Genomic DNA, 23,494 nt, shown 5'->3' with positions numbered 1-23,494 from the left:
GCTTACCATCCGTAAGAGGTGTCGGTGATGTACACCTGCGCGTTGCTGCGCAGTTCGTTCTCGACCTTGTGCTTGGAGTTGCGGGTGATCCGGATGAAGAACCGGAAGCCGCGTGCTTTGGCGGGGACGCCTCGGTGCCACGAATGGACGTCGAACTCGACGACGTCGCCCGACAGCGGGGTGACGCGCTCGCAGGTCTTAGCCGTCAAGCCCTTCTCGATCAGTGCGTCGGCCGTCTTGTAGAAGTTCAGCCCTTCCTCGAGATACTTGTTCTCGAGGTAGCGGTCGCAGAGCACTACGGTGCCGCGCAGGAACTCCGTCAGGGAGCCGGTGCCGGCATCGACGACACACAGCAGGTGCTGGGTCTCGTACTCGGGGTCGAAGATGTTCGGCTGGCCGTTGCAGTAATCCTTGCTGCGAGGCGCGTCGTCCGTGTGCCAGCCGGGGATGCACGGGACCATCCCGGGCATCAGCATGTGATGACGGGAGTCCACGATGCAGCCGTCGAGGTCGCCCCAGATGCCGCGTGCGGCGGCGATGAAGTCCTTGGTGATGCGTCCGCCCGTCCGCTCGGCAAAGCCGGGGTCAGCGCGGAACAGCATCGCTTCGTTCTTGATGGTCTCGATCAGACCTTCACGCGACTGGTGCGCGGCGTCGATCAGGTTCGGTCGGATGATTGCGTCGGAGATGTGTCGGCTCATTGTCTGCTCCGTAATGCGTGCGCTGGTACTGCTGCTCGCACGCCTCGTAAATGAAAGAGGCCAGGGTTTGATCCCCGGCCTCGAGTGCTTTGTCTAGGTCGCAGCCCGGCTGGACTAGGACGTCGCGGTACCTACGCATTGCGTTGGCGTGCGCGACGAGCGCGGCGGTAGGCCAACCCCTCGATCGCTACGCCGTACGCGTACTTCGCGGTGGCGCGGGGACCGCCTTCGAATTCACGGCGCAGGTCGCGTTTCGCTTCGAGGGCGGCGTCCTTGATCGCCAGCAGAAGGAACCAGAGGATCGAGAACGGAATGCACACGAACCCGACCACAACGAACACAGCGGCGAGGTAACGGTCCTTGGGCTTGTTGTATTGACTCTTCATCTACTCTCCGTAGTCAGTGTCGGCGTCCAGCATTCCCTGCCGGTACATGCCGTAGGCGTCGGTACCGAACTCGTAGGGGTTGTCGCAGAGTTCGAAGCCCGCGATGGCGTCTTCGTATCCCTGCTCGTACGGGTCAGTCATTGCGGTCGAACCCAGATGATGTTCCGCGCTTCGCGGAGGTGATGGCCTTCGGGGAAGTCTTCGGGAAAGCACGCGTGGGCGTGGCAGTCCGAGACCATGTACGTGCGGCGGTCGGAGAAGACGCAGCCGTCACAGACCTGTCCCCCCGCCGCCTCGTTGGCGACAGGGATGAACGTGACGTGCTGGTGGTTCACTTGCGGGCGATCCAGATGATCCGCTTGCCGTCGACGGGGGAACGGAACGGGTGGCCGTGCGGGAACCCGCGCGGTTCGCATGCGTGCTCCACGCATGCGAACCGGGATAGAGATAAGAAGTGACATCCGTGGCACGACGCGAAGTCTGTGTCCGGATGGAACGGGACCCGCACCGCAAGGTAGCGGGCGTCGCGTGTCTTCGGCATCACTTCGTCAGCGAGTAGCGGACGTAGACCTGCCCGGTGTGGTCGCGGCGACGCACCTTCGCCACCGGGATGCCGGCGTCTTGAATCTCGGTGATCCGCCGGCTGACGCTGCGCACCTTGTGCACGGCATTGGCTTCGACGTTGGTGATGCTGCCCACCGACTGGAGGTGACGGAGGACGAGGGTGGCTTGCGGGGAGAGTTTCATGTTGGTCTGCATGTCAGTTGGGTGTGGTTGAGAGAACCCCCGATTTCTTACGACGCCCTCGGGAGGCACGGACCGCACTGGCTTAGAGGGCCGGTGACTTTGAGAGACGCCCGCTTCTGGTTACGGCGCGGGCGAGGCCGTTACATGCTGCAGAGTGCGCAGCCGGGAGATGCGTTACGCGCTTTGCCGCCCTTCGACGTCCAAACACTCTTGCCGGTCTCGGCGGAGAGGATTTGTACGATCACGTGCTGGCGCTGGCCGAAGGCGTCGTAGTTGAACGCCTTCTCCTTATGCGCGTCACCGGCTGCTAGGCACGGGAAGCAGCCAACACGGGTGAACCCGGCCGCGTACAGCGGGTTCTCGGTACCGTCCAGGAGAGCGAACACGTCTCGCTCCGACCAGTCCAGGATAGGAAGCCGGAAGCGGACGCCGAGCTTCCCGAGGAGCTTGGGGTACTTCTTCGGGAAGACTTCGTGAGGCTCGTAGAGGTCCTCCGATAGGCGCGTGGCGTACCGAGTGGCCCGCTGGGTGCTTTCGTCGGACCGCATTCCATACCAAACCTCGACCCCGCCTTGCTCCTGCGCGAGAGTCCGGAGGTAGTCTCGGGTCACGCGCATCTTGAGTTCGTCGGTGCAGAAGCGAGCAGTCCCACTGGGGAACCGCTGGTACTTGCGGACTTTGTCGATAACCGAGCCGCCTGTGACGGTGTCGATCTGAACGCCGTAGTGCCGGCGCATCCATTCGACGTGTTCGTAGGTGAGCGGGTGCTCGAACTGGGTGTCGCAGAAAAGGCCCCGTACCGCATCAGGGCCGTGGACTTGGATCGCAAGCTGGAGACACGCCTGCGAGTCCTTGCCCCCGCTGATCGGGACGAGGACCTTGACCATTACTTCGCTTCCGTGTCTGTCGTCTCGGCGACGACGACCTTCGGCTGCGTATCTGCCACGACGGCGCCGATCACGGCGGAGACCTTGCGGCCCGTGTTGATGGCGCGGCGGTGGGCGTTGGCCTGCGACACGAGGTCAGCGGCCGACTTCAGCTTGGCGTCGAGCTTGGCCTGCTCTCGGGCGATGGCGGATTCCATGGCGACGGCGAGACGGTCGAGCAGCTTGATGAGGATGAGGATCATGGTTATTCGATCGGTTGAATTGCGACGTTGATGTGTGGGTCTTCGCCCGGTGCGGGGAAGCGCTTGGTCAGCAGGAGAGACATGATTTGCCGGTCGTCTTCCCACCAGCCCTCGTCCGTGAGGGTGTCCATGACGCCCTTCGCGAAGTTGTCGAGGTCGCCCATGGGGGTCGAGAACTTCGACTTCGCGATCGGCTTACAGACGAACTCGATCGCGACGATCAACTCGTCGGTCAGCGGGGTCGGGGGCTTCGTGGGGAGTGCTGCGGCGATGGCCTTCTGGTACACCTTGTACGACGCCGGCATGTAAGTACCGAACTTCGAGACGCGGGGACGCGGTGCCGGCAGGGGCACCACGTTGAGACGGAACTCAGAAGTCTTGGTCGTCATTCGAACCCGACGTACCAGCGCCTTCCGACTCGTCCTCGTCCATCGACGGTTCCGCGTCATCGTTCTCGTACTCGCCGGTCTCGTCATCGAAGCCGAGGTTCGACTGAGCACGACGCTCGAGCAGCTTGATGCCGTTCAGGTAGAGCGTGACGCCCTTGTTCGAGCCGGTGTCGTATTCCGACGCGGCGATCGACATGCGGCCGTAGTCGCCCGACTTGGCGGTCTCGCGGAGGTCGGTCTTGCCGTCCGCCGCCTTCTGCTCCGGCTTCTGCTTCGACTTGGCCGTGATGACCCAGAAGCCGCGCAGCGACTCCTTCTTGTCGTTGCCTTCTTCCATCGCCGCGTCGGCCAGTGCCGAGCCGTCCTTCGCCGGACGGGCGTCGGTCTTACCCTTCGCTGCCTTGTGGAGGTCGTTGAGCTTCTTCGCGAAGTCGTCGTTCTCCTTCACGCCCTGTTCGAGCAGGATCGCGCACTTGTACTTGCCCTTGCCGTACTCGCTGTTGTCCGGCTTGGAGAGCCATGCGTACTTGAAGCCACCCTTCGGGGTCACGAACTTGCCGACGATCTTCGACTTGCCTTTCTTTGCTGCTTCTGCCATGGGAATGCCTTGAGATGATGTGAGATGTGGGTGGACGACCCGCGCCTAGCCGCCGGCAGTCGCAGGTCCGGTACGCATCGGCGTTAGGGTCGTCACCCTGTGGCGGTTTGATGTGAGGAACCCGCTTTACTTGCGGACGGGTTCAGCGATGACGGTCGAGCCGACCTTGGTCGCGTTGTTGTAGCCCCGGATGCTCGGGATCACTTCGCCCTCGCGGATGACGAACAGCGAGCCGTTGGATGCGTGGCGGTAGATGTCGACGCTGACCTGCTTGCGCTCGGGTTCCGGCTTCGGCGGGAGTGCGCCGGGAACCAGGGAGCGGCCCGCGACCCACTTGTGCTTCCCCTCGTGGTTGTAGTTGGTCGAGCAGCGCATGTCGCCCTTCTCGTTGACCAGCCACAACTCGATGCGGCCCGGCAGGAAGTCGACCGAGTGGAGGACCTCACGCGTCGCCGGGACGTGGAAGGATTCCTTGTTCAGCACGCGCTGCAGGAACGGCTTGGGAGTCGCCGGGGCGGTCGGGGCCATCAGCTTCGCCTTCAGTTGCTCGGCGAGGCTCGGGGACGGCGCGGCGGTCATGATGAGCTTGAAGCCGAGCAGGTGCGAACCGTTGGGACGGAACGACAGAAAATCACGACTTGGGACGAAGACACGAATGTTGTCTGCCCCCAGCTTCAAAAGCGACGTGACCTTTTCCTGGGCACCGTCGTGCTCAACGACGAACTTCGCGCCACGCGTGAACGCCTCGACGATCTCCTGCGACGTCTTGAACGGCAGCGGGAACACCCCGTCCTTCCCGATGGTCGCGGGGGCGTCCGCGATCTTCACGAGCTTGAACATGCTGCCCATCCGGCTCGTTCCGTCGAGGTTAAACCCGAAGTACGTCCCGGACGCGGCGCCGAGAATCGTGTAAACGATGAATCGACCCGGTATAGCATCAGCTTCGATGGACGTCACGGGCCTCTGCACGCCGTAATCGATAACTTCGAACTTCGCGCCAGCCTTGAAGTCAGCGATCAGGTCAGCGGCGGATTTGTATGTCAGCTTGGTCATGGTTTGAAAGTCCAGAGGAAATGGAAACGGCCCGCCGAGGCGAGCCGCTGGGACGTTTAGGGTCGTCACCCTGTGTCGCTTTAATCAATGAGTCGCTTGTAAGCGACTCGCTTTACTTCAGGAGAAAAAGAATTCCGAGTCGAATACTGCGGAGACCTCCAAGGAGCCGAGCGCCGGGATCACAGGGACATCCTCCACCCCCGTCAGCCGGATCACGGACTGGCGCCACTGCTCGAGCGTGTCCTCGCGATACAGTTCGACGAAGGCGTTCTTCGTCTCGGTCAGCAGCAGGTCGCTGTGCTCGGCGTGACATCCGAACGAGTCATGGACGAACGCGAGGTCGCGCACTCCGGCCTCCTGCATGCGGACACAGACCATCGCGAGGTGGGTCGCGTCGAAGCTGTGGACGACGTTCGGGGCGGCGCCGAGGATTTGCTTGCCCGGCTTGAACCCAGCCTGCGGCTCCTCGAAGCGGATCATCACCTTGCCGTGCAGGGTGTCGATGCGCTTCTCGCCGGTCTTCCAGTACGCCTGCTTGGCCGTGAAGCCGGACGGCGTCTCCCAGACCAGCGGCAGTCCCTTCTCTTCGAGGTGCGCCGCGACCTGCCGGAAGTAACCCATGGCCGTGCGCGGGGCCTCGATGCTGTCGTCCAGCGCCCCGACGATCTTCTCCGTCAGGTATTGGGCGGCGGCATAGCGCTCCTTGCCGTTCTCGATGTGGTCCGCGAACCCATCCTGGATCAACTGGGTCAGGATGCCGCGCTCCGAGACGCCGTACGGGGTCGTCATGACCGCCCGCTTGACCGTCGCACGCTCGACCTTGCCGACCCACAGCGCCGCCATCTCGGCGGTCGTGGAGTTCACGAGGTCCAACTGGATCGCCTGCTTGACCAGTTCCGCCACCTTCTTGTAGATGTCGGCGCGGACGCCCGTGGGCTTCACGTTGACCTGCTCGGCCGCGAGGGGGTCCTTCATGAGGGCCGCGAGATGCTGGATGCCGGAGCACGTGGCGTCATAGCGACACACCATGGTCGACAGGAAGCCATCAGCCGTCCGATTGGCCATCATGTAGTCGCAGATGCGCTTCACTTCGAAGCAGGCCGCGAGGAACTCCCACGGGCTGTCAGCCTGGGTCCAGAACTCGAACGCCTTGTGGTCTTCGATCGGGTCGTTGGCGACGGCCAGGATGCCCTCGAGGTGATCGATGGTCCACTGCTGGCGCTCCTCGAGCGTCGCCTTGTCGAAGCCGAAGTAGTTCGCCGTGTTCACGCGAATCCAGTACCAGCCCTTCAGATTGGTAATGGCGACCGGCTCGGAGAACCGGAGCAGCCCCTTGACCAGCGAGTCGCCCTGCGTGTGCAGGTCCTGCGGGCGCGGGTAGAACCGACCACGGAAGTCCGCGTAGTGCGGGAACCACAGCGCCGGGAAGTCGGACAGTTCGTCCGCCATGCCCAGCATCGCGAACAGCTTCAGCCGCATGCCGGCGTTCCGCGCGTTCTCGTTGTGAATCTTCTCGCGCTCGCGGATGTGACGCTTGAACTCCTCGGAGGTCTTCTCAAGATGGGCCGGGTATTCCGGGAGGGGGATTTCCTCGCCGGCCGGGAAGCCCGGGACGCTCAGGCCCCGGTCCTTGCACAGGTTCGCGACGGCCAGGACGTCCGCGTTGATCGCCCAGCGGGTCTTCTGAATCCAGTTCAGGGCGGCGAGGTGGGCGCCCTTGAGCGGCACGTCGAGCGCCGCCGTGTGGGCGTTGGTGAAGTCGTTGCTCTTGACCGCGTCGGTCTTGAGGGTCAGGTAGCCGCCGTTGAGCTTCGTCATGGTGTCAGGTCCAGTGAACGGAGAGGTGTGGGTAAGTGACTTGCTTTACTTCGAGGCGAATCAACGACGCACGGAGGCCGTGATGGCGCTACCGCATACAGGGCAGGTGACCGCCAGATAGTCGCCATCGCGCTGATCTGAGTGGTACGTGGCCTCGCTCCGCTGGAACTCGACTTGGGTCGCGCATCTCCAGCACCCCGCGCGGTATACCTGATCTTCGGGCCGCTCGCCTCGGTGGATGATCTTCATCTTGGCTCTCCGTGTAAGTGACTCGCTTTACTTCTGGGCGCAAAAACGCGCTTCGACGGCCTCGCGGACCATCGGGGAAACCTGACGCTCCCACGCGGGGTCGCCGAGGCGGATCGGGACCGGCACTTCGACCGGCATGGTGGCGCCGAAGAACGGCAGGGTGATTCGCTTGGTGTCTTGGGTGTTCATCTCATTCACTCGCTTTACTTTCAGATAAATGAAAGGTCTTCGGCCGCACGGCGGAAGTACCGGACGGGCATCATCGGGCTGTGGTACTTCCCGACCTTCTTCCACATGACGTCGCGGCGATCCTTCGCGGCGAGCTTGGAAGCTGCGCGGGCGACGTCGCCCTTCTGGTCGCTGGTGAGGCCCCAGTCATACACGGCGTCCGCCTCACGACAGGTCAGCCACTCGTTGTCTTTCACGTCCTGCTTCAGTTGATCGTTCTCTTCCTGAAGCGCCTCGAACTGCGCACGGAGTTCGTCGAAGCCGGGGATGTGGCCGAGGGGTTTCGCCTCGCCGGACTCCAGCGCACGCCAACGGTCAACGAGGATGGCGGTGAACTGCGGAGACAACTGGGCGACGATTACGTAGGAGTCGCGTTCGCCCACGAAGTACTCCTCCGTCGTACGGCCCCGGCCTCCTGATTTTTTATCAATTTGAGAAAAATTCACGATGCCCTTGCTCGCGAGCGCCTTGATTGCCCGCTTGACGTTGCCGTGGAGTTTGACCGTGATCTGCGCGATCTCCTTGCTGCCCATCTTCATTTCATTGCTCATGGTGTCTGATCCTAGTCAGGTTGGTTGTCAGTGACTCACGCTACTTCAGGTTGAACGGGTACGACATAATCCACAGGCTCTGCGATCATCGGCGCAAGGAACGGGCGCTGGAGTTCACAGTGCTCGCGCATGGACGCGGCCAGATTCAGGGCCGTCTCGGTCATCCCGAAGACGAGCCGGGGAAACTTTTGCCCCTCTTCGCGCATCTCCTTGACCTCGAACCATCCATTGGTCTCGACAAAGAGCGTCATCACGGCTGACCCGATGTGGATCGCTTGCTCGTGCGTCCACTCGGCCTTGACCAGGGTCGTGGTCTTTTTCGCCCACTTGTCGAATACCCGCTTATCGACATCCCCCTTGTTCCTCTTGAGCATCAGCTTGAACATATTGATGCCGTCCTCGCCGGTTTCCTTGCGGGCCTTCTCGGCTTCGCGCTCGCGAATCGCCCACTGCTGGTACTCGATCTCATGACGCAGTCGGGCCGCGCAGGTCCGACGCACCGCTGTCCATCCGGCCTCAACGGGATTCGCCAGGGCGGTCAGGACGGCGCATGCGGCGATCGTCTCCTCATCGAGACAGCCCCAGATGCCGGCCGCGTCATTGATCCGCTTCGAGTTCGGGTCAGCCAGCTTCCCGACGTAGCCCTCCTTCTGCGCCTTGACCGCTTCGACCATCGGGCCGATCAGGTCGGACGCGATCCGCTGCCCGTGCGTCACTTCGCCTAGATTGCGGGCTACGGGCGTGCCGTCTTGCTTCTGGGTAACCAGCGTCCGGCGGTACCGCTCAATCCCGCGCTGGACCTGATAATGTTCCCACTTGCGCTGCGCCGCGTAGTCGCGCGTCCCCGAAGGCACGGGCTTTCCTGTGGGAGAAATGTGGGGGGTTTGTGTCCCGCTATCCGATTGATGTGCGGTTTCGCTGTCTGATGCGTACATGAATTTATCCCTTGAATTCAAGGATGAAGCGCGAGTGGCTTACATCGACATACGTTCTCTTAATCCGTAGGTCGAGTGTTCGAGTCACTCACGCCCCACCACCAGATTCATGCAAAAGCCCAGTCCTCGCGACTGGGCTTTTTGCTTTGCGGGATCCATCGATTCGGCTATCGCATCACCTACCTCACCCCCACCCAGATCTCCGTGACCAGATCCGCCGGCGCGGTCTCTCTCGGATCATTGAGATACACCTCGAACACCGGCGCATCGCCGGTTTCCCTGCCCGACTTCGGCAGCCACGCCCCATACAGCCACTGATACGCGAAGCAAAGCTGCGCATAAGGCCCGACATGCGTGAGCACCGCAAACTCGCCACCAGCAACCTCAACACGCGACACCGGCGCCTCGAACTTCACCGCGTCGGGCTCGAACAACTCGCAACATGCCATCGAGCGCAAGTCCTCAGCCGGCACCGCTGAGGGATCGTCGAAATAGATGCCGAGCGACCTCGCCCTCGGATCAACCAGCCCGCGCGTCGCCAGCCAGTGAAACAGCATCTCGAACGCGCGACCGATGCCCATGTAATCGCCCCGATGCTCGATCGCCGCGACACTGAATCCTTCCTGCGTACGAATATCGACCCGATGTTGTTGCATCGCTCCCTCCTCCGATCGGATTCCATCGATCGCTCCGAACATCGAAGCGCCGCCCTCGTTCCGGAATTGCCCCGGCGCCATCCGGTAACTCGCCTGAAACGCCCGCGAGAACGCTTGCGCGCTGCTGTATCCGGCCCGCGTGGCGATTGAATCGATCTGCGCCTCACCATGCAGCAACTCGTTCGCCGCACGATGCAAACGCAAGCGCCGCACGGTCGCCGCCGCCGTCTCGCCATAGAATCCGTGATAGATCCGATGCCAGTGATACGGCGACAGACACGCCACCTCGGCGAGACGATTGAGATCGAGTTCGTCGTCGAGATGATCGTGGATATAAGTCACCACGCGCGCGAGCCGCGTCCCGTAAAGCTTCTCGCTCATGCCGTGCTCCGGGAACAAGTCAGTTCGATGCTCAAAAAGTAGCACGACCCGCTTTAGCATTTCTTGCTGACTTTCCACGACGCCCCAAAAGCCCACGCCGACCGCCCGCCTCGCCTCGCGAGACGCGTACACTTCCGTGTTTGAACGAAGCAATCACGCCGCCGAGCGCACACCGCGCCCGCGCGCGATGCAACAACGAGAACCATCGAACATGTTCACCTGCCGAAACCAGTCCTGCGAAGCACAGTGGGAGCCGTCGGACGTCGTCATCAAGAACGAGGGCCAAGGCCTCCTGTTCCGCTGCCCGATGTGCGGCGCGCGCAACTACGTCGCCCGTCACGAAGCGGCCGACGGCCAAGTCTCCTACGAACAACTTCGCGACGTCCCGCCCCACGGCGAGCGCTGATCGACATGACCACCGACACCTCTTTCAGCAGCCTGCCGCTCACGCCCGCGATGCAGGCGAACCTGCAGCAGCTCGGCTATCAATCGATGACGCCGATCCAGGCCGCCAGTCTGCCGCCGGCACTCGCGGGCCACGACCTCATTGCGCAGGCGAAGACCGGCAGCGGCAAGACCGCCGCGTTCACGCTGCCGCTGCTCGCCAAGCTCGATCCGAAGCAATTCGCCGTGCAAGCCCTCGTGCTCTGTCCGACCCGCGAACTCGCCGACCAGGTCACGCAGGAAATCCGCCGTCTCGCGCGCGCCGAGGACAACGTGAAAGTGCTGACGCTCTGCGGCGGCACGCCGATGCGCCCGCAGATCGCGAGCCTCGAACACGGCGCGCATATTGCCGTCGGCACGCCGGGGCGCATCATGGATCACCTCGGGCGCGGCACGCTCGCACTCGACGCCGTGCGCACCCTCGTGCTCGACGAAGCCGACCGCATGCTCGACATGGGCTTCTTCGACGACATCGCATCGGTCGCGCGTCAATGTCCGAAGGATCGCCAGACCTTGCTGTTCTCGGCAACCTATCCGGAAGGCATCGCCAAGCTGAGCCAGCAGTTCCTGCGCAATCCGCGCGAGATCAAGCTCGTCGAGCAACACAGCAACGCGAAGATCAAGCAGCGCTTCTACGAGGTCGCCGATCACGAACGCCTGCATGCCGTCGGCCTGTTGCTGGATCACTATCGCCCGGTCAGCACGCTCGCGTTCTGCAACACCAAGCAGCAATGCCGCGATCTGCTCGATGTCCTCCTTGCACAAGGCTTTGAAGCGCTGACGCTGCACGGCGAACTCGAACAGCGCGAGCGCGATCAGGTGCTCGTGCAATTCGCCAACCGCAGTTGCTCGGTGCTGGTTGCAACCGATGTCGCCGCGCGCGGTCTCGACATCGCTCAGCTCGAAGCAGTCATCAACGTCGATGTCACGCCGGATCCGGAAGTGCACGTGCATCGCATCGGCCGGACGGGACGGGCGGATCAGGAAGGCTGGGCGCTGTCGCTGGCGAGCATGGATGAAATGGGGCGCGTCGGGTCGATCGAACAGGCGCAGCGCGCCGAGGTGGAGTGGCATCCGCTGGCCGAACTGACGTCGGCCGAGCCCGGGCATCTCAAGCCGCCGATGGCGACGCTTCAGATCCTCGGCGGCCGCAAGGACAAGATCCGTCCCGGCGACGTGCTAGGCGCGCTCACCGGCGAAGCGGGCTTCGACGGCAAGCAGATCGGCAAGATCAACGTGATGGACATGGTCACTTACGTGGCGGTCGAACGCGGCGTCGCCGATGACGCCGTGCGCCGGCTCGGCAATGGCAAGCTCAAGGGGCGCAAGGTGAAAGTGCGCCGCCTGTAGGCAGGTTCAGACTTTCTGCGAGGGACCGCCGGCGATGTTGTCCGGCTTGGACGTCGGGTTCGCGGGATTGCGCGTCATCAACCGCAGGCCGCTCGCGATACTGCCCGCGCCCGCGAAGGCCGCGCCCAGCGACAGCGCGAGCGTCGGTCCATGCTTGCCGGCAATGCTGAAACACAAGGCGACGAGCGCCGCGCCCGTCGCCTGTCCGATCAGACGCGAGGTCGCAATCACGCCGCTCGCGCCGCCGCTGCGTTCACGCGGCGCGCTCGACATGAACGCCTTCAGGTTCGGCGACTGAAAGAACCCGAAGCCCGCACCGCAGATGGCCATGCGGATGCAGATCTCCAGCACGTGCGGCTGCGCGGGCAGCATGGCCAGCGACACCATCCCCACGCACAGCAGCGCGAGTCCGATTCCGCCGAGCAAGCCTGGCGATTGCCGGTCGGACAGACGGCCGGCAATCGGCGCCATCAGCGCGACCAGCGCGGACCACGGTGTCATCAGGAATCCGGTCTCGACCTGACTGCGGCCGAGCACGCTCTCGAAGAAAAACGGCAACGACACGAACGCAAGCCCCTGCGCGGCGAAGGAGCAGATCGCGGTCATCGTCGAGAGGGCGAACATGGGGCGGCGGAAGAGATCGACGGGCAGCATCGGCGCGGGATGACCGCGTTCGCGGCGCAACAGCAACACGCCCGCCACCAGCGTCACGCCGAACGATGCGAGCACGATCTGCGTAGGCGCGCGCTGCGACGCCTCGCCGAGCGCGAAGATCAGCGACGCGAACGTAATGACGTTGAGCAAGGCCGCCACGCGATCGAAGCCGTGCTCGGCACGTTTGGTCTGCGGCAACGACGGCCACGCAATCATCAGCGCGAACACGCCGACCGGCAGATTCACCGCGAACAGCCACGGCCAGGTGCCTAGCGAGAGCACGATGGACGCGACCGTCGGCCCGACGGCGAATGCGATGCCGACGACCAGCGCGTTCAGCCCGACGCCGCGCCCCAGCCGATGCGGCGGAAAGATGGCGCTGATGAGCGCGGCGTTGACGCTCATGATGGCGCTCGCGCCGAGACCTTGCAGCAGGCGCGCGGCGACGAGCGTCGGCAGGGACCAGGAGAACGCGCACAGCGCCGACGAGAACAGGAACAGCACCAGCCCGCCCAGGTACACACGACGATGCCCGAGAATGCCGCCGAGCGCGGCGAACGGCAGCAGCGTCGCGACCATCGCGAGCTGATACGCGTTGATGATCCAGACGGACGCGGCGGGCGTCGTATGCAGATCAGCGGCGATGGCCGGCAGCGCGGTGTTGGCAATGGCCGTGTCGAGCGTCGCGAGCGCGACCGACAACAGGATCGCCGCCATGCCGCGCCGTTCGAGCGGGGTCATCGGGGCGTCGGGATCGTGGGGCAGCTCTTGGTCTTGAGGACGTTCTTCGGTGGGCACGGCGCTGAATCCGGATTAAGCGGAAGAAGAATAATCCGAAACGATACGGGATGGCGGCGGTTTTCGCTTAGGCAGGGATGGAGGGCTTTCAGATGGCTTTCCGGGGTTATGCTCGGGCGATGGCGCCTGCCAAGGGAGAACGAGAGATGGCGATTCGAATCGTGAGACTGGGAACGCCGCGCGCAGCGGATGAAGGCTTGCGTATTGGCACGGTGCGCAGGCCGCCGCGTGGGGTGCCCAAGGCGGACTTCGCGAAGCGCGATTTCTATGACGTGTGGTATCCGGTGCTGTCGCCGACGCAGGACTTGGTGACCGCAGCGCTTCATGCCGAGAGCGACAAGGAATGGCACGCGTTCGTGAGGAAGTTCAAGGCGGAGATGGCCGCGCCGGATGCGAGCAGGACGCTGGATCTATTGGCCGCACTGTCGCATCAGACGAACATGGCGCTGGGATGCTATTGCGAGGATGAGGCGCGGTGTCATCGCTCGGTGTTGCGGGAGCTGTTGACGGCGCGAGGGGCGGAGGTGGTTTGAGCTTGGGCTTCAGAGCGGTCGCGCGCTGCCCTTGAACACCTGCTCTCGATGCCACTCGACGAAGCTTCCCGCGGGGTGGTGTTCGGTTCGCACGGGCGCGTTTAGTTGGCCGCCGTGGTGTCGGAGGAGAATCTCTTCGAAACTTCGGCCGCCGTGGGCTTTCTCCGACACCAGCACGCGCCGATGATCGCCGAGCGTGAAGGCGCCGATATCAAAGAGCTTGTGATGCAGGCAGCACAGCGCGATACCGTTCTCGACGACATCCGGGCCGCTCGCCTGGTGCCACTTGATGTGTGCGGCTTCGAGACCGATTGTGATGTTGCCGATGCGCAAGTCCAGATCGCATAGGGCGCATCGATACTGGTAGGCGGTCAGGACCGCTTCGCGGAATGCGGGGTTGCGGCGGCGTTTCGCTTCGGCGATATCGGCTCCATTCGTGTGTGCGGTTGGGTCATCGAGGACGAGACCGACGGCATCAAGAATGTCGCTATGGATGCTCTCCGGGAAATGAGCAGTGAGCAGTACGCGGGCAATCGTCGTGATTGCCTTGGGGTCGCTTTGCAGGAATGTCTGAACGTCGGGTGAGAAATGTCCGGTTGCGTCCAGGTTTCGCAGTTGCCCTTTGGTCAAATCGTTTTCGCGCAGGACGTGCTCGCGATTTGCGCCGAGCGTGACCTCCCAGATCGCGTCATTCTTCAAGCGTACGAAGGGAAGCTCGGGATAGAGCGTGCGGCGCTCGGGCGCGAATTCTCTCAACAGTTCGCAAAGACGACTCTCGTATTCGCGAAAAGGTATGTCCCTGACGCCCTGCTGGAACAAGGCAAGCGCCATCAGTATCAGAAGCGGCTTGTGAGGCGCTCGCTCACCATTGCGTCGCCAGATGTTCAAGTTCTCAACGCTTTGCAGAATCTCGGATGGGCCGATTGCGGTCATGGCTCAGACAATGTTCATCGACAAAGAAAAACCCGTGACGCATCGTGCGATCACGGGTTTGTGGGACCGGGAACGGGGTCTGCCTACCTACCCCTCAAACATCAATATTCCCCGCCCTCAACGCATTGCTCTCGATGAAAGCCCGGCGCGGCTCCACATCATCCCCCATGAGCGTGGTAAAGATCCCGTCCGCGGCGATCGCATCCTCGATCTGCACGCGCAACAACCGCCGCACATTCGGATCCATCGTCGTTTCCCACAGCTGCTCGGGGTTCATCTCACCGAGCCCCTTATACCGCTGCTTCGAAACATTCCTTTCAGCATCCGCGATCAACCACTTCATCGCGCTCTTGAAGTCCGTCACAGCCATCGACCGCTCACCGCGCTTGATCAACGCACCCTCGCCGATCAAGCCCTTGAACGTATCCGCCGTCGACACGAGCTGCTTGTAGTCCGCCGTCAACTGAAGGTCTTCATCGATCACCGAGACCTTCACATTCCCATGATGACGCCGCTTGATATGCAGCGACCGCAGCTCGCGCACCTGATCGTAGGCCGTCTCGACGCTGACTTCCGGCTTCAACGGATCCGCCCGCAAGCGCGCCTCCAGCCGCTTCGCCGAATCCTCCGCCGCCTCTTGCGACGACAGATCGATCACGACGCCATCCATCACCGACTCGAGCGACGCCGAATCGTAGATCCGGCTCAGCCGATCGACCACCGCCTGCGCCAGCAGATAAGCTCGCGCCAGTTCCCCAAGCGCATCGCCTGCGATGGCATCGGCGCCTTCGGCCGGGATCAGTTCCGAACCCTGCAAGGCAAGCTTCAGCATGTGCTGATTCAGCTCGTGCGCGTCCTTCATGTACCGCTCGTCCTTGCCCGCCTTGATCTTGTACAGCGGCGGCTGCGCGATATAGATGAACCCGCGCTCGACGATCTCCGGCATCTGCCGGTAGAAGAAAGTCAGCAGCAGCGTGCGGATGTGCGCGCCGTCCACGTCCGCATCGGTCATGATGATGATGCGGTGATAGCGCAGCTTGTCCAGGTTGTAATCGTCCTTGCCGATACCGCACCCAAGCGCCGTCACCAGCGTCACGATCTGCTCCGAAGAGATCAGCTTGTCGAAGCGCGCCTTCTCGACATTCAGCACCTTGCCGCGCAACGGCAGGATCGCCTGGAACTTGCGGTCACGTCCCTGCTTCGCCGAGCCGCCCGCCGAGTCACCCTCGACGATATAAATCTCCGACTTCGCCGGATCCTTCTCCTGGCAATCGGCCAGCTTGCCCGGCAGCCCGATGCCGTCGAGCACGCCCTTGCGGCGCGTCATCTCGCGCGCCTTGCGGGCCGCATCGCGGGCACGCGCGGCATCGACGATCTTGCTCGTGATGATCTTCGCGTCGTTCGGCGTTTCCTGCAGATAGTCCTCGAGCGCCTTCGCGACGACTTCCTCCACCGGCGCGCGCACTTCGGACGACACCAGCTTGTCCTTGGTCTGCGAGCTGAACTTCGGCTCGGGCACCTTCACCGAAAGCACGCACGACAAACCTTCGCGCATGTCGTCGCCGGTCGTCTCGACCTTGGCCTTCTTGGCGATATCGTTGTCGACGATGTACTTGTTGATGACCCGCGTCATCGCCGCGCGCAGGCCGGTCAGGTGGGTGCCGCCGTCGCGCTGCGGAATGTTGTTGGTGAAGCAGAGCACGCTTTCGTTGAAGCTGTCGTTCCACTGCATCGCCACTTCGACGGTCACGTTCTCGCGCTCGCCCACCGCATGGAACACGTTCGGATGCAGCACCTGCTTCGCCTTGTTGATGTACTCGACAAAGCCCTTCACGCCGCCGCCGAACGCGAAATCGTCTTCCTTGCCCGTGCGCTGATCCGTCAGGCGGATGCGCACGCCGTTGTTCAGGAACGAAAGCTCGCGCATGCGCTTGGCGAGAATGTCGTAGTGAAACTCGACATTGCCGAAGATGGTCGCATCCGCGAGAAAATGCACTTCGGTGCCGCGGTTCTCGGTATCGCCGACCACCGGCATCGGCGAATACTGCACGCCGTTTTCCTCGACGATCTCGCGGTTCTGCACGAAACCGCGCGCGAACTCCATGAAGTGCTTCTTGCCGTCGCGGCGCACCGTGAGGCGCAGCCATTCGGACAGCGCGTTCACGCACGACACGCCCACGCCGTGCAGGCCGCCCGACACCTTGTAGCTGTTCTGGTCGAACTTGCCGCCCGCGTGCAGTTCCGTCATGACGATCTCGGCGGCGCTGCGCTTCGGATCGTGCTTGTCGTCGCGCTTCAGGCCGGTCGGCACGCCGCGGCCGTTGTCGGTCACGGAAATCGAATTGTCCGCATGGATCACGACGTGAATGTCGTCGCAATAGCCGGCGAGCGCTTCGTCGATGGAGTTGTCCAGCACTTCGAAAACGAGGTGATGCAGACCGGTGCCATCCGACGTATCGCCGATATACATGCCCGGCCGCTTGCGCACCGCCTCCAGACCCTCGAGGATCTGAATGGACGAGGCGCCGTAGCTGTTGTCGGGCGTGTTGTCGGGTTGCGAATTTGTGTTTTCAGTCATGGAATTTTCCGGTTCTGCTTCACTGCCTGGGTTACCGCTCGAACTTTTCTGAACACCATTAAAAACGCCAAAGGGGCGCGCCGCCCCTTGGAGTGTTCACCGTGAATGCGCGGGTCAGATGCGCATCGGCATCACCACGTACTTGAATTCCTCGTTCTCGGGAATCGTGATGAGCGCGCTGGAATTGGCGTCGCCGAGGCTGACCGTCAGCGTGTCGACCTTCAGGTTCGCGAGCACGTCGAGCAGGTACGTGACGTTGAAACCGATGTCGACGGTGTCGCCCTGATACGCGATCTCCAGTTCTTCCTGCGCCTCTTCCTGGTCGGCGTTCGTGGACATGATCTTGAGCTGGCCCGGCTCGACGAGACAGCGCACGCCCTTGAACTTGTCGGAGGTCAGGATGGCCGCGCGCTGCAGCGAGCGCTGGAGTTCTTCACGGCCGATTTCGAAGGTGTTCTTGTGCGACTTCGGGATCACGCGCTGGAAGTCCGGGAACTTGCCCTCGACCAGCTTCGACACCAGTTCCACCTGGCCGAAGCTGAACTTCACCTGCGTGGCGGCGATGTCGATCTTCAGATCGTCGTCGATGTCTTCCAGCAGGCGCTGGAGTTCGAGAATGGTCTTGCGCGGAATGATGACTTCCTGGCGCGGGAACGAACCTTCGATCTTCATCGACGAGAACGCGAGACGGTGACCGTCCGTTGCGACCGCCATCAGCTGGTCACCATCCACCACCAGCAACATGCCGTTCAGGTAGTAGCGGATGTCCTGCTGGGCCATCGCGAAATAGACCATGCCGAGCAGCTGGCGGAACGTCTTCTGCGGAACCGAAAGGCTCGCGCCGAAGTCAGTAGCCTGGTTGACGGTCGGGAATTCGTCGGCGGCGAGGGTCTGCAGCGCGAAACGGCTCTTGCCGGAGCGCACGGTCAGGCGCTTGTCCGAAAGGTCGAGCACGACTTCACCGGAAGGCATGGCGCGCAGGATGTCCAGCAGCTTGCGCGCGGCGACCGTGGTGGCGACCTGGTCGCTGCCGACGCCGAAGTCGGCGCGGGTCGTGATCTGGAGTTCGAGGTCGGTCGAAAGGAACGACACGTCGGCGCCGTTCTTGGTGATCAGCAGATTGGCGAGGATCGGCAACGTGTGGCGGCGTTCTACGATTCCGCTCACGGTTTGCAGCGGCCTTAGAAGATTATCTCGTTCGGTCTTGACCAGTTGCATAGAGTTCCTTCGTTGATGTATCGGCCCGTCCGCCGGTTTCGCCACTACTGGGTATGCCACCCTGACCGACGGACAACCTCGTAACCCGCGTTGCCGGCCCCCCGCCGGTCACTCGCGACAGCTTTGCGCCAAGCCGCCCAGGCCATGAGCGGCGAAACCTGTATTGTGCCTCAAAACGGCAGCGCTCCCTAAAAATGGGGGCCGTTTCGTCAAAAAACAGGCCCGCGCACGCAATATCTGACGCGTACGCCCGCAGCGCTCCGTCAGTCGGCCGCTAGCCCTTCAAGGTCTGTTCGAGCACGTGCAGTTCGTGGTTCAACTGCGCGTCGGTGCTGCGCTCGGACCCGATCTTGCGCACAGCGTGCAGCACCGTCGTGTGATCGCGGCCGCCGAACAATTCGCCGATCTCGGGCAGGCTTTTCTGCGTCAGTTCCTTCGCGAGATACATCGCGATCTGGCGCGGGCGGGCAATGTTAGCCGGCCTTTTTTTCGAATACATGTCGGCGACCTTGATGTTGTAGAAGTCGGCCACCGTTTTCTGGATGTTCTCCACCGAGATCTGGCGGTTCTGCACCGTCAGCAGGTCCTTCAGCGCTTCCTTGGTCAGTTCGATGGTGATGTCGCGTCCGTGGAACTTCGAATACGCGAGGATCTTGCGCAACGCGCCTTCGAGTTCGCGCACGTTCGAGCGCAGATGCTTGGCCACGAAGAACGCCACGTCCTCCGACAAACTCACGCCTTCCGACAGCGCCTTGCGCATCAAGATGGCGACGCGCATTTCCAGCTCGGGCGGCTCGATTGCCACCGTCAGGCCGGAGTCGAAGCGCGAGATCAGACGATCGTCGATGCCGGAGATTTCCTTCGGATACGTATCGCTCGTGATGATGACCTGCGCCTTGTTGGCGACCAGCGCCTCGAACGCGTAGAAGAACTCTTCCTGGGTGCGCGACTTGCCGGAAAAGAACTGAATATCGTCGATCAGCAGCAGGTCGAGCGAGTGGTAATAGCGCTTGAAGTCATCGAACGCCTTGCGCTGATAGGCCTTCACGACGTCCGAAACGTACTGTTCCGCGTGGATGTAGCGGATCCGGGCGCCGGCCTTGTCCATCAGCAACTGGTTGCCGATCGCGTGGATCAAGTGCGTCTTGCCGAGACCCACGCCGCCATACAGGAACAGCGGGTTGTACGAGATGCCGGGATTGTCCGCGACCTGGATGGCCGCCGCGCGCGCGAGCTGGTTCGCCTTGCCGGTCACGAAGTTGTCGAAGGTCAGCACCGGATTGAGCTTCGAACGCTCGTAGGCGGAATCGTTTTCACCGCCGGCCGGCGGCGCGCCGCCCGGACGCCACGTGCGACGGCCCGCGGCGGCTTCGTTGGCATCGAGGCTCGGAAGGTCGAGGTCGGCCGGATCTTCGGGCGTTGCCTGGGCGTGCTGGGCGGCTTCGGCAGCGAGCGCGTTGATGTGCGCGGCCGCGTTGGCGTGCGCGACGACCGACGGCGCGGGCGGCACGGCCGCGGCCGGCGCCGGTGCGCGCGGCGCGGCGGGCGCGCTCGGCCGCGGTGCGGCGTTCGGACCGCCGCCAATGGCGTTGCGCGCGGTGGCCTTCGGGTCGAGGACGAACTGGACGTCGATGGGCGCGCTGAAGAAATCGCGCGCGACGTCGGTGATGCGTCCGGCGAACTGGCTTTTCACCCAGTCGAGCTTGAAACGATTGGGAGCGGCGATGCGCAAAATGTGCGCATCGGCATCGAATTCGACCGGGGTCAGCGGCTTGATCCACGTGACGTACTGCTGCGGCGTCAGTTCCCGGGCCAGCAGTGCGGAACAGTGTTCCCAGAAATCGTTCATCGAATGCGGTCGTTTTGGTTGCTCCGCGCACCTGACGGCCGTGCTTGCCGAACGTTCGTCCGTTGACGGCAAGTCCCGGCACAGCCGAGCAGACGTGCTCCGGAGCCTTACGCCGCAAGGGTTTGCGGACGGACAGCGAGCCGAAGCAGCAGGCGGATATTTGGGAGTAAGGCGAGATTCTAACGCCAAAAGAGACTGGCGCGCGAGTTATCCACAGGGACACATCAGGGTCCCGGAAGCATGAAAAAGCGGCCGGCGCGCGCCTCGCGTGCTGCTAACCTATTGACGGTCAAGTGAAAAGCAGTTTAAATAGCGGGTTCCGCGAAAACAGAATTCCTGAACCTCCGGCCATCGCGCTTGCAGTGACCACACTGGAGCCAAGCCCGCGCGGTCAATCAACTCAAGTGAGAGCACCATGAAACGTACTTACCAACCTTCCGTGACGCGCCGCAAGCGCACCCATGGCTTCCGCGTCCGCATGAAGACCGCGGGTGGCCGCAAGGTCATCAACGCTCGTCGCGCGAAGGGCCGCAAGCGCCTGGCAGTCTGAGTCTGCTGGCACTGGCGCAGATGGCCGCTCGCGGCGCTTCTGCCGACGAGCCGCTCATGCGCCGCACAGAAGTCTTGAATCAGGACATCGTTCAGTTGCCGGCGCAGGCCACGTTCCCCAAGGCCGCAAGGCTGCTGAAAACGGATGAGTTCTCATCCGTTTTTCGTTTGCGCCCTTGGCGACGCTCGCCGCACTTCGTCCTGTACGGCAAGCCAACGGGTCATGCAGCACGGCTCGGGCTGGTCATCGGCAAGAAGCAGGCGCCGCGCGCCGTCACGCGCAACCTGGTCAAACGGCTGGCGCGCGATGCCTTCCGGTTGCGGCGCGAACAGCTGAGCGGCTTCGACATTCTCGTGCGGCTGCATTTGAAGATCGACCGCAAGGCCATGCCGAGCGCGAGTTCTCCGCCGCTTCGGGCGCTCATCGGTCAGGAACTGGAAGCCTTGTTCGACCGTGCGGTACGCGAAGCAGCGCGCCGTTCGGCCGATTCCGTGACGGAGCCGCCCAAGGCGCCCGCCGTCGACGATTCATCCGGCCCGAGCAGTTCACCCGGGTCATGAAGCGCAGATGCGCCAGGGTTCGTCTCCGTGACGAACCCGGCGCGCAGCGCGAAGCTTATGCAAACGGCACTCCTCGCGTTGTTGCGCTTCTACAAGCTTGCTGTGAGCCCCCTGCTCGGCAACCGCTGCCGCTTTTATCCTTCCTGTTCCGACTACGCACGCGAAGCAATCCAGTATCATGGCGCCGCGCACGGCACGTATCTCGCCGTTAAACGGCTCTGCCGCTGCCATCCTTTCTCGGCCGGCGGCATCGATCTCGTGCCGGCTCCTCCGGGGCACGTCGGCGAACCCGACAAGCCAGCTTCGCAACCGGATTCCGCATCGTCGGACCCGTCCGCGCGCAACAAGCTTTCAACACTAAACGGCGCTGAAGCGCTTTCCGATCGACACTGAGACAACGCATGGATATCAAACGCACCGTCCTATGGGTCATCTTCTTCGTGTCAGTTGTCTTGCTGTTCGACAACTGGCAACGGGACCATGGGCGCCCGTCGATGTTCTTCCCGAGCGCGACGCAGCCGGCCAAGACCGCCGCCAACCCCGCACCCGGATCGGCGACGCCGGGCGCACAGCCCTCCGAACTGCCGAACGCACCGGCCGGCGCCGCGCCCGGCACGACGACGCCGCCCGCCACGGCCCAGGCGCAGGTCGTCAAGTTCTCGACGGACGTGTACTCGGGTGAAATCGACACGCGCGGCGGCACGCTCTCGAAGCTGGCGCTGATGAAGGAAGGCGACGGCAAGCAGCCGAACCTTTACATCACCCTGTTCGATCACACCGCGAACCACACCTATCTGGCGCGCACCGGCCTGCTCGGCGGCGACTTCCCGAACCACAACGACGTCTTCACGCCAATTCCTGGCCAGACCTCGCTGACCGGTGACGAGAAGACGCTGAAGATCGCGTTCGAATCGCCGGTGAAGGGCGGCGTGAAGGTCATCAAGACCTACACGTTCACGCGCGGCAGCTATGTGATCAACGTCGATACGAAGATCGAGAACGTCGGCACGACGCCGGTTTCGCCGGCCGTGTACATGGAACTGGTGCGCGACAACACGCCGGTGGAAACGCCGCGCTTCTCGCACACGTTCATCGGGCCGGCGGTCTATACGGATCAGAAGCACTTCCAGAAGATCGACTTCAGCGACATCGACAAGAAGAAGCAGGACTACGTCAACTCCGCCGACAACGGCTGGATTGCGATGGTCCAGCATTACTTCGCGTCGGCGTTCATTCCGCAACAGGGCGTGAAGCGCGACATCTACGTCGAGAAGATCGATCCGGATCTGTACCGCGTCGGCGTCAAGCTGCCCGCGCAGACGATCGCGCCGGGACAGAGCGTCAACGTCGATGCCCGTCTCTTCGCCGGTCCGGAAGAAGAGCGCATGCTCGAAGGCATCGCGCCGGGTCTCGAGCTGGTGAAGGACTACGGCATGGTGACGATCATCGCCAAGCCGCTGTTCTGGCTGCTGGAGAAGATCCACAGCTACGTCGGCAACTGGGGCTGGGCGATCGTGCTGCTCACGCTGCTCATCAAGGCGGTGTTCTTCCCGCTGTCGGCGGCGAGCTACAAGTCGATGGCGCGCATGAAGGAAATCACGCCGCGCATGCAGCAGATCCGCGAGCGCTTCAAGGGCGATCCGCAGAAGATGAATGCGCAGCTGATGGAGCTGTACAAGACCGAGAAGGTGAATCCGTTCGGCGGCTGTCTGCCGGTCGTGATCCAGATTCCGGTGTTCATCTCGCTGTACTGGGTGCTGCTGTCGTCGGTGGAAATGCGCGGCGCGCCGTGGATTCTGTGGATTCACGATCTGTCGCAGCAGGACCCGTACTTCATCCTGCCGGTGCTGATGGCCGTCTCGATGTTCGTGCAGACCAAGCTGAACCCGACGCCGCCGGATCCCGTGCAGGCCAAGATGATGATGTTCATGCCGATTGCCTTCTCGGTCATGTTCTTCTTCTTCCCCGCCGGCCTGGTGCTGTACTACGTGGTGAACAACGTGTTGTCCATCGCCCAGCAGTACTACATCACGCGCATGATGGGCAAGAACCGCAAGAAAGCGGCGTAAGTGCGCTGTCACGATTGCATGTGAGAACGCCCGGCTTGTGAACTGACCCCGCAAAGTTGGACAGTTTTGGGCTAGGGCCGTGAGGGCTGAGTTCTGTACATCACAGGACTCAGCCCTTTTAGCTTCAGCTTGATGCG

The 23,494-nt window shown here is 62.8% G+C and carries 26 protein-coding genes; 7 read left to right on the top strand and 19 right to left on the bottom strand.

The window, feature by feature from the left end; all coding sequences use genetic code 11:
* Nucleotides 1-2: 2 nt before the first annotated feature.
* The 14 genes from QCE62_RS00130 to QCE62_RS00065 all read right to left on the bottom strand — a co-directional run bounded on the left by QCE62_RS00130 (nucleotide 3) and on the right by QCE62_RS00065 (nucleotide 9,821).
* The gene (locus QCE62_RS00130) at nucleotides 3-701 is read right to left on the bottom strand and encodes a hypothetical protein (protein WP_309912889.1); all 699 of its coding nucleotides are present in this window, start codon (nucleotides 699-701) and stop codon (nucleotides 3-5) included.
* Between the two features lie 131 nt (nucleotides 702-832).
* Entirely contained in the window at nucleotides 833-1,087 is a 255-nt protein-coding gene (locus tag QCE62_RS00125; protein ID WP_309912886.1) for a hypothetical protein, read from the bottom strand.
* On the bottom strand, nucleotides 1,088-1,228 hold the full coding sequence (locus QCE62_RS00120; RefSeq protein ID WP_309912883.1) for a hypothetical protein: 141 nt from the start codon (nucleotides 1,226-1,228) through the stop codon (nucleotides 1,088-1,090). It lies immediately after the preceding gene.
* Between the two features lie 399 nt (nucleotides 1,229-1,627).
* On the bottom strand, nucleotides 1,628-1,834 hold the full coding sequence (locus QCE62_RS00115) for a helix-turn-helix domain-containing protein (protein ID WP_309912881.1): 207 nt from the start codon (nucleotides 1,832-1,834) through the stop codon (nucleotides 1,628-1,630).
* A gap of 140 nt (nucleotides 1,835-1,974) precedes the next feature.
* Nucleotides 1,975-2,721, bottom strand: a complete 747-nt coding sequence (locus QCE62_RS00110; RefSeq protein ID WP_309912878.1) for a phosphoadenosine phosphosulfate reductase family protein — start codon at nucleotides 2,719-2,721, stop codon at nucleotides 1,975-1,977.
* Nucleotides 2,721-2,963 (bottom strand): hypothetical protein, encoded by a 243-nt coding sequence (locus QCE62_RS00105; RefSeq protein ID WP_309912876.1) that lies wholly within the window; start codon nucleotides 2,961-2,963, stop codon nucleotides 2,721-2,723. Before QCE62_RS00105 ends, QCE62_RS00110 begins: the two co-directional genes overlap by 1 nt.
* 2 nt (nucleotides 2,964-2,965) lie before the next feature.
* A complete protein-coding gene (locus QCE62_RS00100; protein WP_309912873.1) occupies nucleotides 2,966-3,352 on the bottom strand; it encodes a RusA family crossover junction endodeoxyribonuclease in 387 nt (128 codons plus the stop codon).
* Nucleotides 3,333-3,950 carry an ssDNA-binding protein gene (locus tag QCE62_RS00095; protein WP_309912872.1) on the bottom strand — a complete coding sequence of 206 codons (618 nt, stop codon included), beginning with the start codon at nucleotides 3,948-3,950 and terminating at the stop codon, nucleotides 3,333-3,335. The genes QCE62_RS00100 and QCE62_RS00095 overlap by 20 nt, the downstream gene beginning before the upstream one ends.
* A 126-nt stretch (nucleotides 3,951-4,076) precedes the next feature.
* The gene (locus tag QCE62_RS00090) at nucleotides 4,077-5,003 is read right to left on the bottom strand and encodes a hypothetical protein (protein WP_309912869.1); all 927 of its coding nucleotides are present in this window, start codon (nucleotides 5,001-5,003) and stop codon (nucleotides 4,077-4,079) included.
* 117 nt (nucleotides 5,004-5,120) lie between these two features.
* On the bottom strand, nucleotides 5,121-6,821 hold the full coding sequence (locus QCE62_RS00085; RefSeq protein ID WP_309912866.1) for a DNA-directed RNA polymerase: 1,701 nt from the start codon (nucleotides 6,819-6,821) through the stop codon (nucleotides 5,121-5,123).
* A gap of 276 nt (nucleotides 6,822-7,097) precedes the next feature.
* Complete coding sequence (locus tag QCE62_RS00080; protein ID WP_309912863.1) at nucleotides 7,098-7,259, bottom strand: hypothetical protein; 162 nt, start codon at nucleotides 7,257-7,259, stop codon at nucleotides 7,098-7,100.
* Nucleotides 7,260-7,279: 20 nt separating this feature from the next.
* Complete coding sequence (locus QCE62_RS00075; protein ID WP_309912860.1) at nucleotides 7,280-7,849, bottom strand: Rha family transcriptional regulator; 570 nt, start codon at nucleotides 7,847-7,849, stop codon at nucleotides 7,280-7,282.
* Nucleotides 7,850-7,884: 35 nt separating this feature from the next.
* On the bottom strand, nucleotides 7,885-8,784 hold the full coding sequence (locus QCE62_RS00070; RefSeq protein ID WP_309912857.1) for a hypothetical protein: 900 nt from the start codon (nucleotides 8,782-8,784) through the stop codon (nucleotides 7,885-7,887).
* Between the two features lie 179 nt (nucleotides 8,785-8,963).
* On the bottom strand, nucleotides 8,964-9,821 hold the full coding sequence (locus QCE62_RS00065; protein WP_309919511.1) for an AraC family transcriptional regulator: 858 nt from the start codon (nucleotides 9,819-9,821) through the stop codon (nucleotides 8,964-8,966).
* Between the two features lie 211 nt (nucleotides 9,822-10,032).
* On the opposite strand from QCE62_RS00065, the gene QCE62_RS00060 reads away from it, so the two are divergent.
* Both QCE62_RS00060 and dbpA read left to right on the top strand, forming a co-directional pair.
* The gene (locus tag QCE62_RS00060) at nucleotides 10,033-10,227 is read left to right on the top strand and encodes a hypothetical protein (protein WP_309811225.1); all 195 of its coding nucleotides are present in this window, start codon (nucleotides 10,033-10,035) and stop codon (nucleotides 10,225-10,227) included.
* 5 nt (nucleotides 10,228-10,232) lie between these two features.
* A complete protein-coding gene (dbpA, locus tag QCE62_RS00055; protein ID WP_309912854.1) occupies nucleotides 10,233-11,615 on the top strand; it encodes an ATP-dependent RNA helicase DbpA in 1,383 nt (460 codons plus the stop codon).
* A gap of 6 nt (nucleotides 11,616-11,621) precedes the next feature.
* On the opposite strand, the gene QCE62_RS00050 is transcribed toward dbpA, so the two are convergent.
* Nucleotides 11,622-13,010 (bottom strand): MFS transporter, encoded by a 1,389-nt coding sequence (locus QCE62_RS00050; RefSeq protein WP_309912851.1) that lies wholly within the window; start codon nucleotides 13,008-13,010, stop codon nucleotides 11,622-11,624.
* Nucleotides 13,011-13,213: 203 nt separating this feature from the next.
* On the opposite strand from QCE62_RS00050, the gene QCE62_RS00045 reads away from it, so the two are divergent.
* Nucleotides 13,214-13,600: a DUF488 family protein gene (locus tag QCE62_RS00045; RefSeq protein ID WP_309919508.1), complete on the top strand. Its 387-nt coding sequence runs from the start codon at nucleotides 13,214-13,216 to the stop codon at nucleotides 13,598-13,600.
* 9 nt (nucleotides 13,601-13,609) lie between these two features.
* Here the strand turns inward: QCE62_RS00045 and QCE62_RS00040 are convergent, their stop codons facing one another.
* The 4 genes from QCE62_RS00040 to dnaA all read right to left on the bottom strand — a co-directional run bounded on the left by QCE62_RS00040 (nucleotide 13,610) and on the right by dnaA (nucleotide 20,178).
* The gene (locus QCE62_RS00040) at nucleotides 13,610-14,533 is read right to left on the bottom strand and encodes a phosphorothioated DNA-binding restriction endonuclease (RefSeq protein ID WP_309912848.1); all 924 of its coding nucleotides are present in this window, start codon (nucleotides 14,531-14,533) and stop codon (nucleotides 13,610-13,612) included.
* Between the two features lie 94 nt (nucleotides 14,534-14,627).
* Nucleotides 14,628-17,111: a DNA topoisomerase (ATP-hydrolyzing) subunit B gene (gene gyrB, locus QCE62_RS00035; protein ID WP_309912845.1), complete on the bottom strand. Its 2,484-nt coding sequence runs from the start codon at nucleotides 17,109-17,111 to the stop codon at nucleotides 14,628-14,630.
* A gap of 114 nt (nucleotides 17,112-17,225) precedes the next feature.
* On the bottom strand, nucleotides 17,226-18,329 hold the full coding sequence (gene dnaN, locus QCE62_RS00030; protein WP_309811212.1) for a DNA polymerase III subunit beta: 1,104 nt from the start codon (nucleotides 18,327-18,329) through the stop codon (nucleotides 17,226-17,228).
* A 274-nt stretch (nucleotides 18,330-18,603) separates the two neighbouring features.
* Nucleotides 18,604-20,178, bottom strand: a complete 1,575-nt coding sequence (gene dnaA / locus QCE62_RS00025; protein ID WP_309912842.1) for a chromosomal replication initiator protein DnaA — start codon at nucleotides 20,176-20,178, stop codon at nucleotides 18,604-18,606.
* Between the two features lie 415 nt (nucleotides 20,179-20,593).
* Between dnaA and rpmH the strand changes: the two genes are divergently transcribed.
* The 4 genes from rpmH to yidC are packed head-to-tail and all read left to right on the top strand — an operon-like array spanning nucleotide 20,594 to nucleotide 23,357.
* Nucleotides 20,594-20,728 (top strand): 50S ribosomal protein L34, encoded by a 135-nt coding sequence (gene rpmH, locus QCE62_RS00020; protein WP_006998755.1) that lies wholly within the window; start codon nucleotides 20,594-20,596, stop codon nucleotides 20,726-20,728.
* 56 nt (nucleotides 20,729-20,784) lie between these two features.
* On the top strand, nucleotides 20,785-21,288 hold the full coding sequence (gene rnpA, locus QCE62_RS00015; RefSeq protein ID WP_309912839.1) for a ribonuclease P protein component: 504 nt from the start codon (nucleotides 20,785-20,787) through the stop codon (nucleotides 21,286-21,288).
* Between the two features lie 57 nt (nucleotides 21,289-21,345).
* Nucleotides 21,346-21,681 carry a membrane protein insertion efficiency factor YidD gene (yidD, locus tag QCE62_RS00010; protein WP_309811770.1) on the top strand — a complete coding sequence of 112 codons (336 nt, stop codon included), beginning with the start codon at nucleotides 21,346-21,348 and terminating at the stop codon, nucleotides 21,679-21,681.
* 8 nt (nucleotides 21,682-21,689) lie between these two features.
* Nucleotides 21,690-23,357, top strand: a complete 1,668-nt coding sequence (yidC, locus tag QCE62_RS00005; RefSeq protein ID WP_309912835.1) for a membrane protein insertase YidC — start codon at nucleotides 21,690-21,692, stop codon at nucleotides 23,355-23,357.
* Nucleotides 23,358-23,494 lie beyond the last annotated feature (137 nt).

Origin of the sequence: Caballeronia sp. LZ033, assembly GCF_031451265.1 — a bacterium.
In the GTDB taxonomy this organism is placed as follows: Bacteria; Pseudomonadota; Gammaproteobacteria; order Burkholderiales; family Burkholderiaceae; genus Caballeronia.
Note: the sequence above shows the minus strand (reverse complement) of the source record. Positions and strands in the feature narration are given on the sequence as shown.

What these genes read in the sequence shown, in the direction of transcription:
- QCE62_RS00130 (WP_309912889.1), bottom strand. Translation starts at nt 701, where the DNA reads ATGAGCCGACACATCTCCGACGCAATCATCCGACCGAACCTGATCGAC.
- QCE62_RS00125 (WP_309912886.1), bottom strand. Translation starts at nt 1,087, where the DNA reads ATGAAGAGTCAATACAACAAGCCCAAGGACCGTTACCTCGCCGCTGTG.
- QCE62_RS00120 (WP_309912883.1), bottom strand. Translation starts at nt 1,228, where the DNA reads ATGACTGACCCGTACGAGCAGGGATACGAAGACGCCATCGCGGGCTTC.
- QCE62_RS00115 (WP_309912881.1), bottom strand. Translation starts at nt 1,834, where the DNA reads ATGAAACTCTCCCCGCAAGCCACCCTCGTCCTCCGTCACCTCCAGTCG.
- QCE62_RS00110 (WP_309912878.1), bottom strand. Translation starts at nt 2,721, where the DNA reads ATGGTCAAGGTCCTCGTCCCGATCAGCGGGGGCAAGGACTCGCAGGCG.
- QCE62_RS00105 (WP_309912876.1), bottom strand. Translation starts at nt 2,963, where the DNA reads ATGATCCTCATCCTCATCAAGCTGCTCGACCGTCTCGCCGTCGCCATG.
- QCE62_RS00100 (WP_309912873.1), bottom strand. Translation starts at nt 3,352, where the DNA reads ATGACGACCAAGACTTCTGAGTTCCGTCTCAACGTGGTGCCCCTGCCG.
- QCE62_RS00095 (WP_309912872.1), bottom strand. Translation starts at nt 3,950, where the DNA reads ATGGCAGAAGCAGCAAAGAAAGGCAAGTCGAAGATCGTCGGCAAGTTC.
- QCE62_RS00090 (WP_309912869.1), bottom strand. Translation starts at nt 5,003, where the DNA reads ATGACCAAGCTGACATACAAATCCGCCGCTGACCTGATCGCTGACTTC.
- QCE62_RS00085 (WP_309912866.1), bottom strand. Translation starts at nt 6,821, where the DNA reads ATGACGAAGCTCAACGGCGGCTACCTGACCCTCAAGACCGACGCGGTC.
- QCE62_RS00080 (WP_309912863.1), bottom strand. Translation starts at nt 7,259, where the DNA reads ATGAACACCCAAGACACCAAGCGAATCACCCTGCCGTTCTTCGGCGCC.
- QCE62_RS00075 (WP_309912860.1), bottom strand. Translation starts at nt 7,849, where the DNA reads ATGAGCAATGAAATGAAGATGGGCAGCAAGGAGATCGCGCAGATCACG.
- QCE62_RS00070 (WP_309912857.1), bottom strand. Translation starts at nt 8,784, where the DNA reads ATGTACGCATCAGACAGCGAAACCGCACATCAATCGGATAGCGGGACA.
- QCE62_RS00065 (WP_309919511.1), bottom strand. Translation starts at nt 9,821, where the DNA reads ATGAGCGAGAAGCTTTACGGGACGCGGCTCGCGCGCGTGGTGACTTAT.
- QCE62_RS00060 (WP_309811225.1), top strand. Translation starts at nt 10,033, where the DNA reads ATGTTCACCTGCCGAAACCAGTCCTGCGAAGCACAGTGGGAGCCGTCG.
- dbpA (WP_309912854.1), top strand. Translation starts at nt 10,233, where the DNA reads ATGACCACCGACACCTCTTTCAGCAGCCTGCCGCTCACGCCCGCGATG.
- QCE62_RS00050 (WP_309912851.1), bottom strand. Translation starts at nt 13,010, where the DNA reads ATGACCCCGCTCGAACGGCGCGGCATGGCGGCGATCCTGTTGTCGGTC.
- QCE62_RS00045 (WP_309919508.1), top strand. Translation starts at nt 13,214, where the DNA reads ATGGCGATTCGAATCGTGAGACTGGGAACGCCGCGCGCAGCGGATGAA.
- QCE62_RS00040 (WP_309912848.1), bottom strand. Translation starts at nt 14,533, where the DNA reads ATGACCGCAATCGGCCCATCCGAGATTCTGCAAAGCGTTGAGAACTTG.
- gyrB (WP_309912845.1), bottom strand. Translation starts at nt 17,111, where the DNA reads ATGACTGAAAACACAAATTCGCAACCCGACAACACGCCCGACAACAGC.
- dnaN (WP_309811212.1), bottom strand. Translation starts at nt 18,329, where the DNA reads ATGCAACTGGTCAAGACCGAACGAGATAATCTTCTAAGGCCGCTGCAA.
- dnaA (WP_309912842.1), bottom strand. Translation starts at nt 20,178, where the DNA reads ATGAACGATTTCTGGGAACACTGTTCCGCACTGCTGGCCCGGGAACTG.
- rpmH (WP_006998755.1), top strand. Translation starts at nt 20,594, where the DNA reads ATGAAACGTACTTACCAACCTTCCGTGACGCGCCGCAAGCGCACCCAT.
- rnpA (WP_309912839.1), top strand. Translation starts at nt 20,785, where the DNA reads ATGCGCCGCACAGAAGTCTTGAATCAGGACATCGTTCAGTTGCCGGCG.
- yidD (WP_309811770.1), top strand. Translation starts at nt 21,346, where the DNA reads ATGCAAACGGCACTCCTCGCGTTGTTGCGCTTCTACAAGCTTGCTGTG.
- yidC (WP_309912835.1), top strand. Translation starts at nt 21,690, where the DNA reads ATGGATATCAAACGCACCGTCCTATGGGTCATCTTCTTCGTGTCAGTT.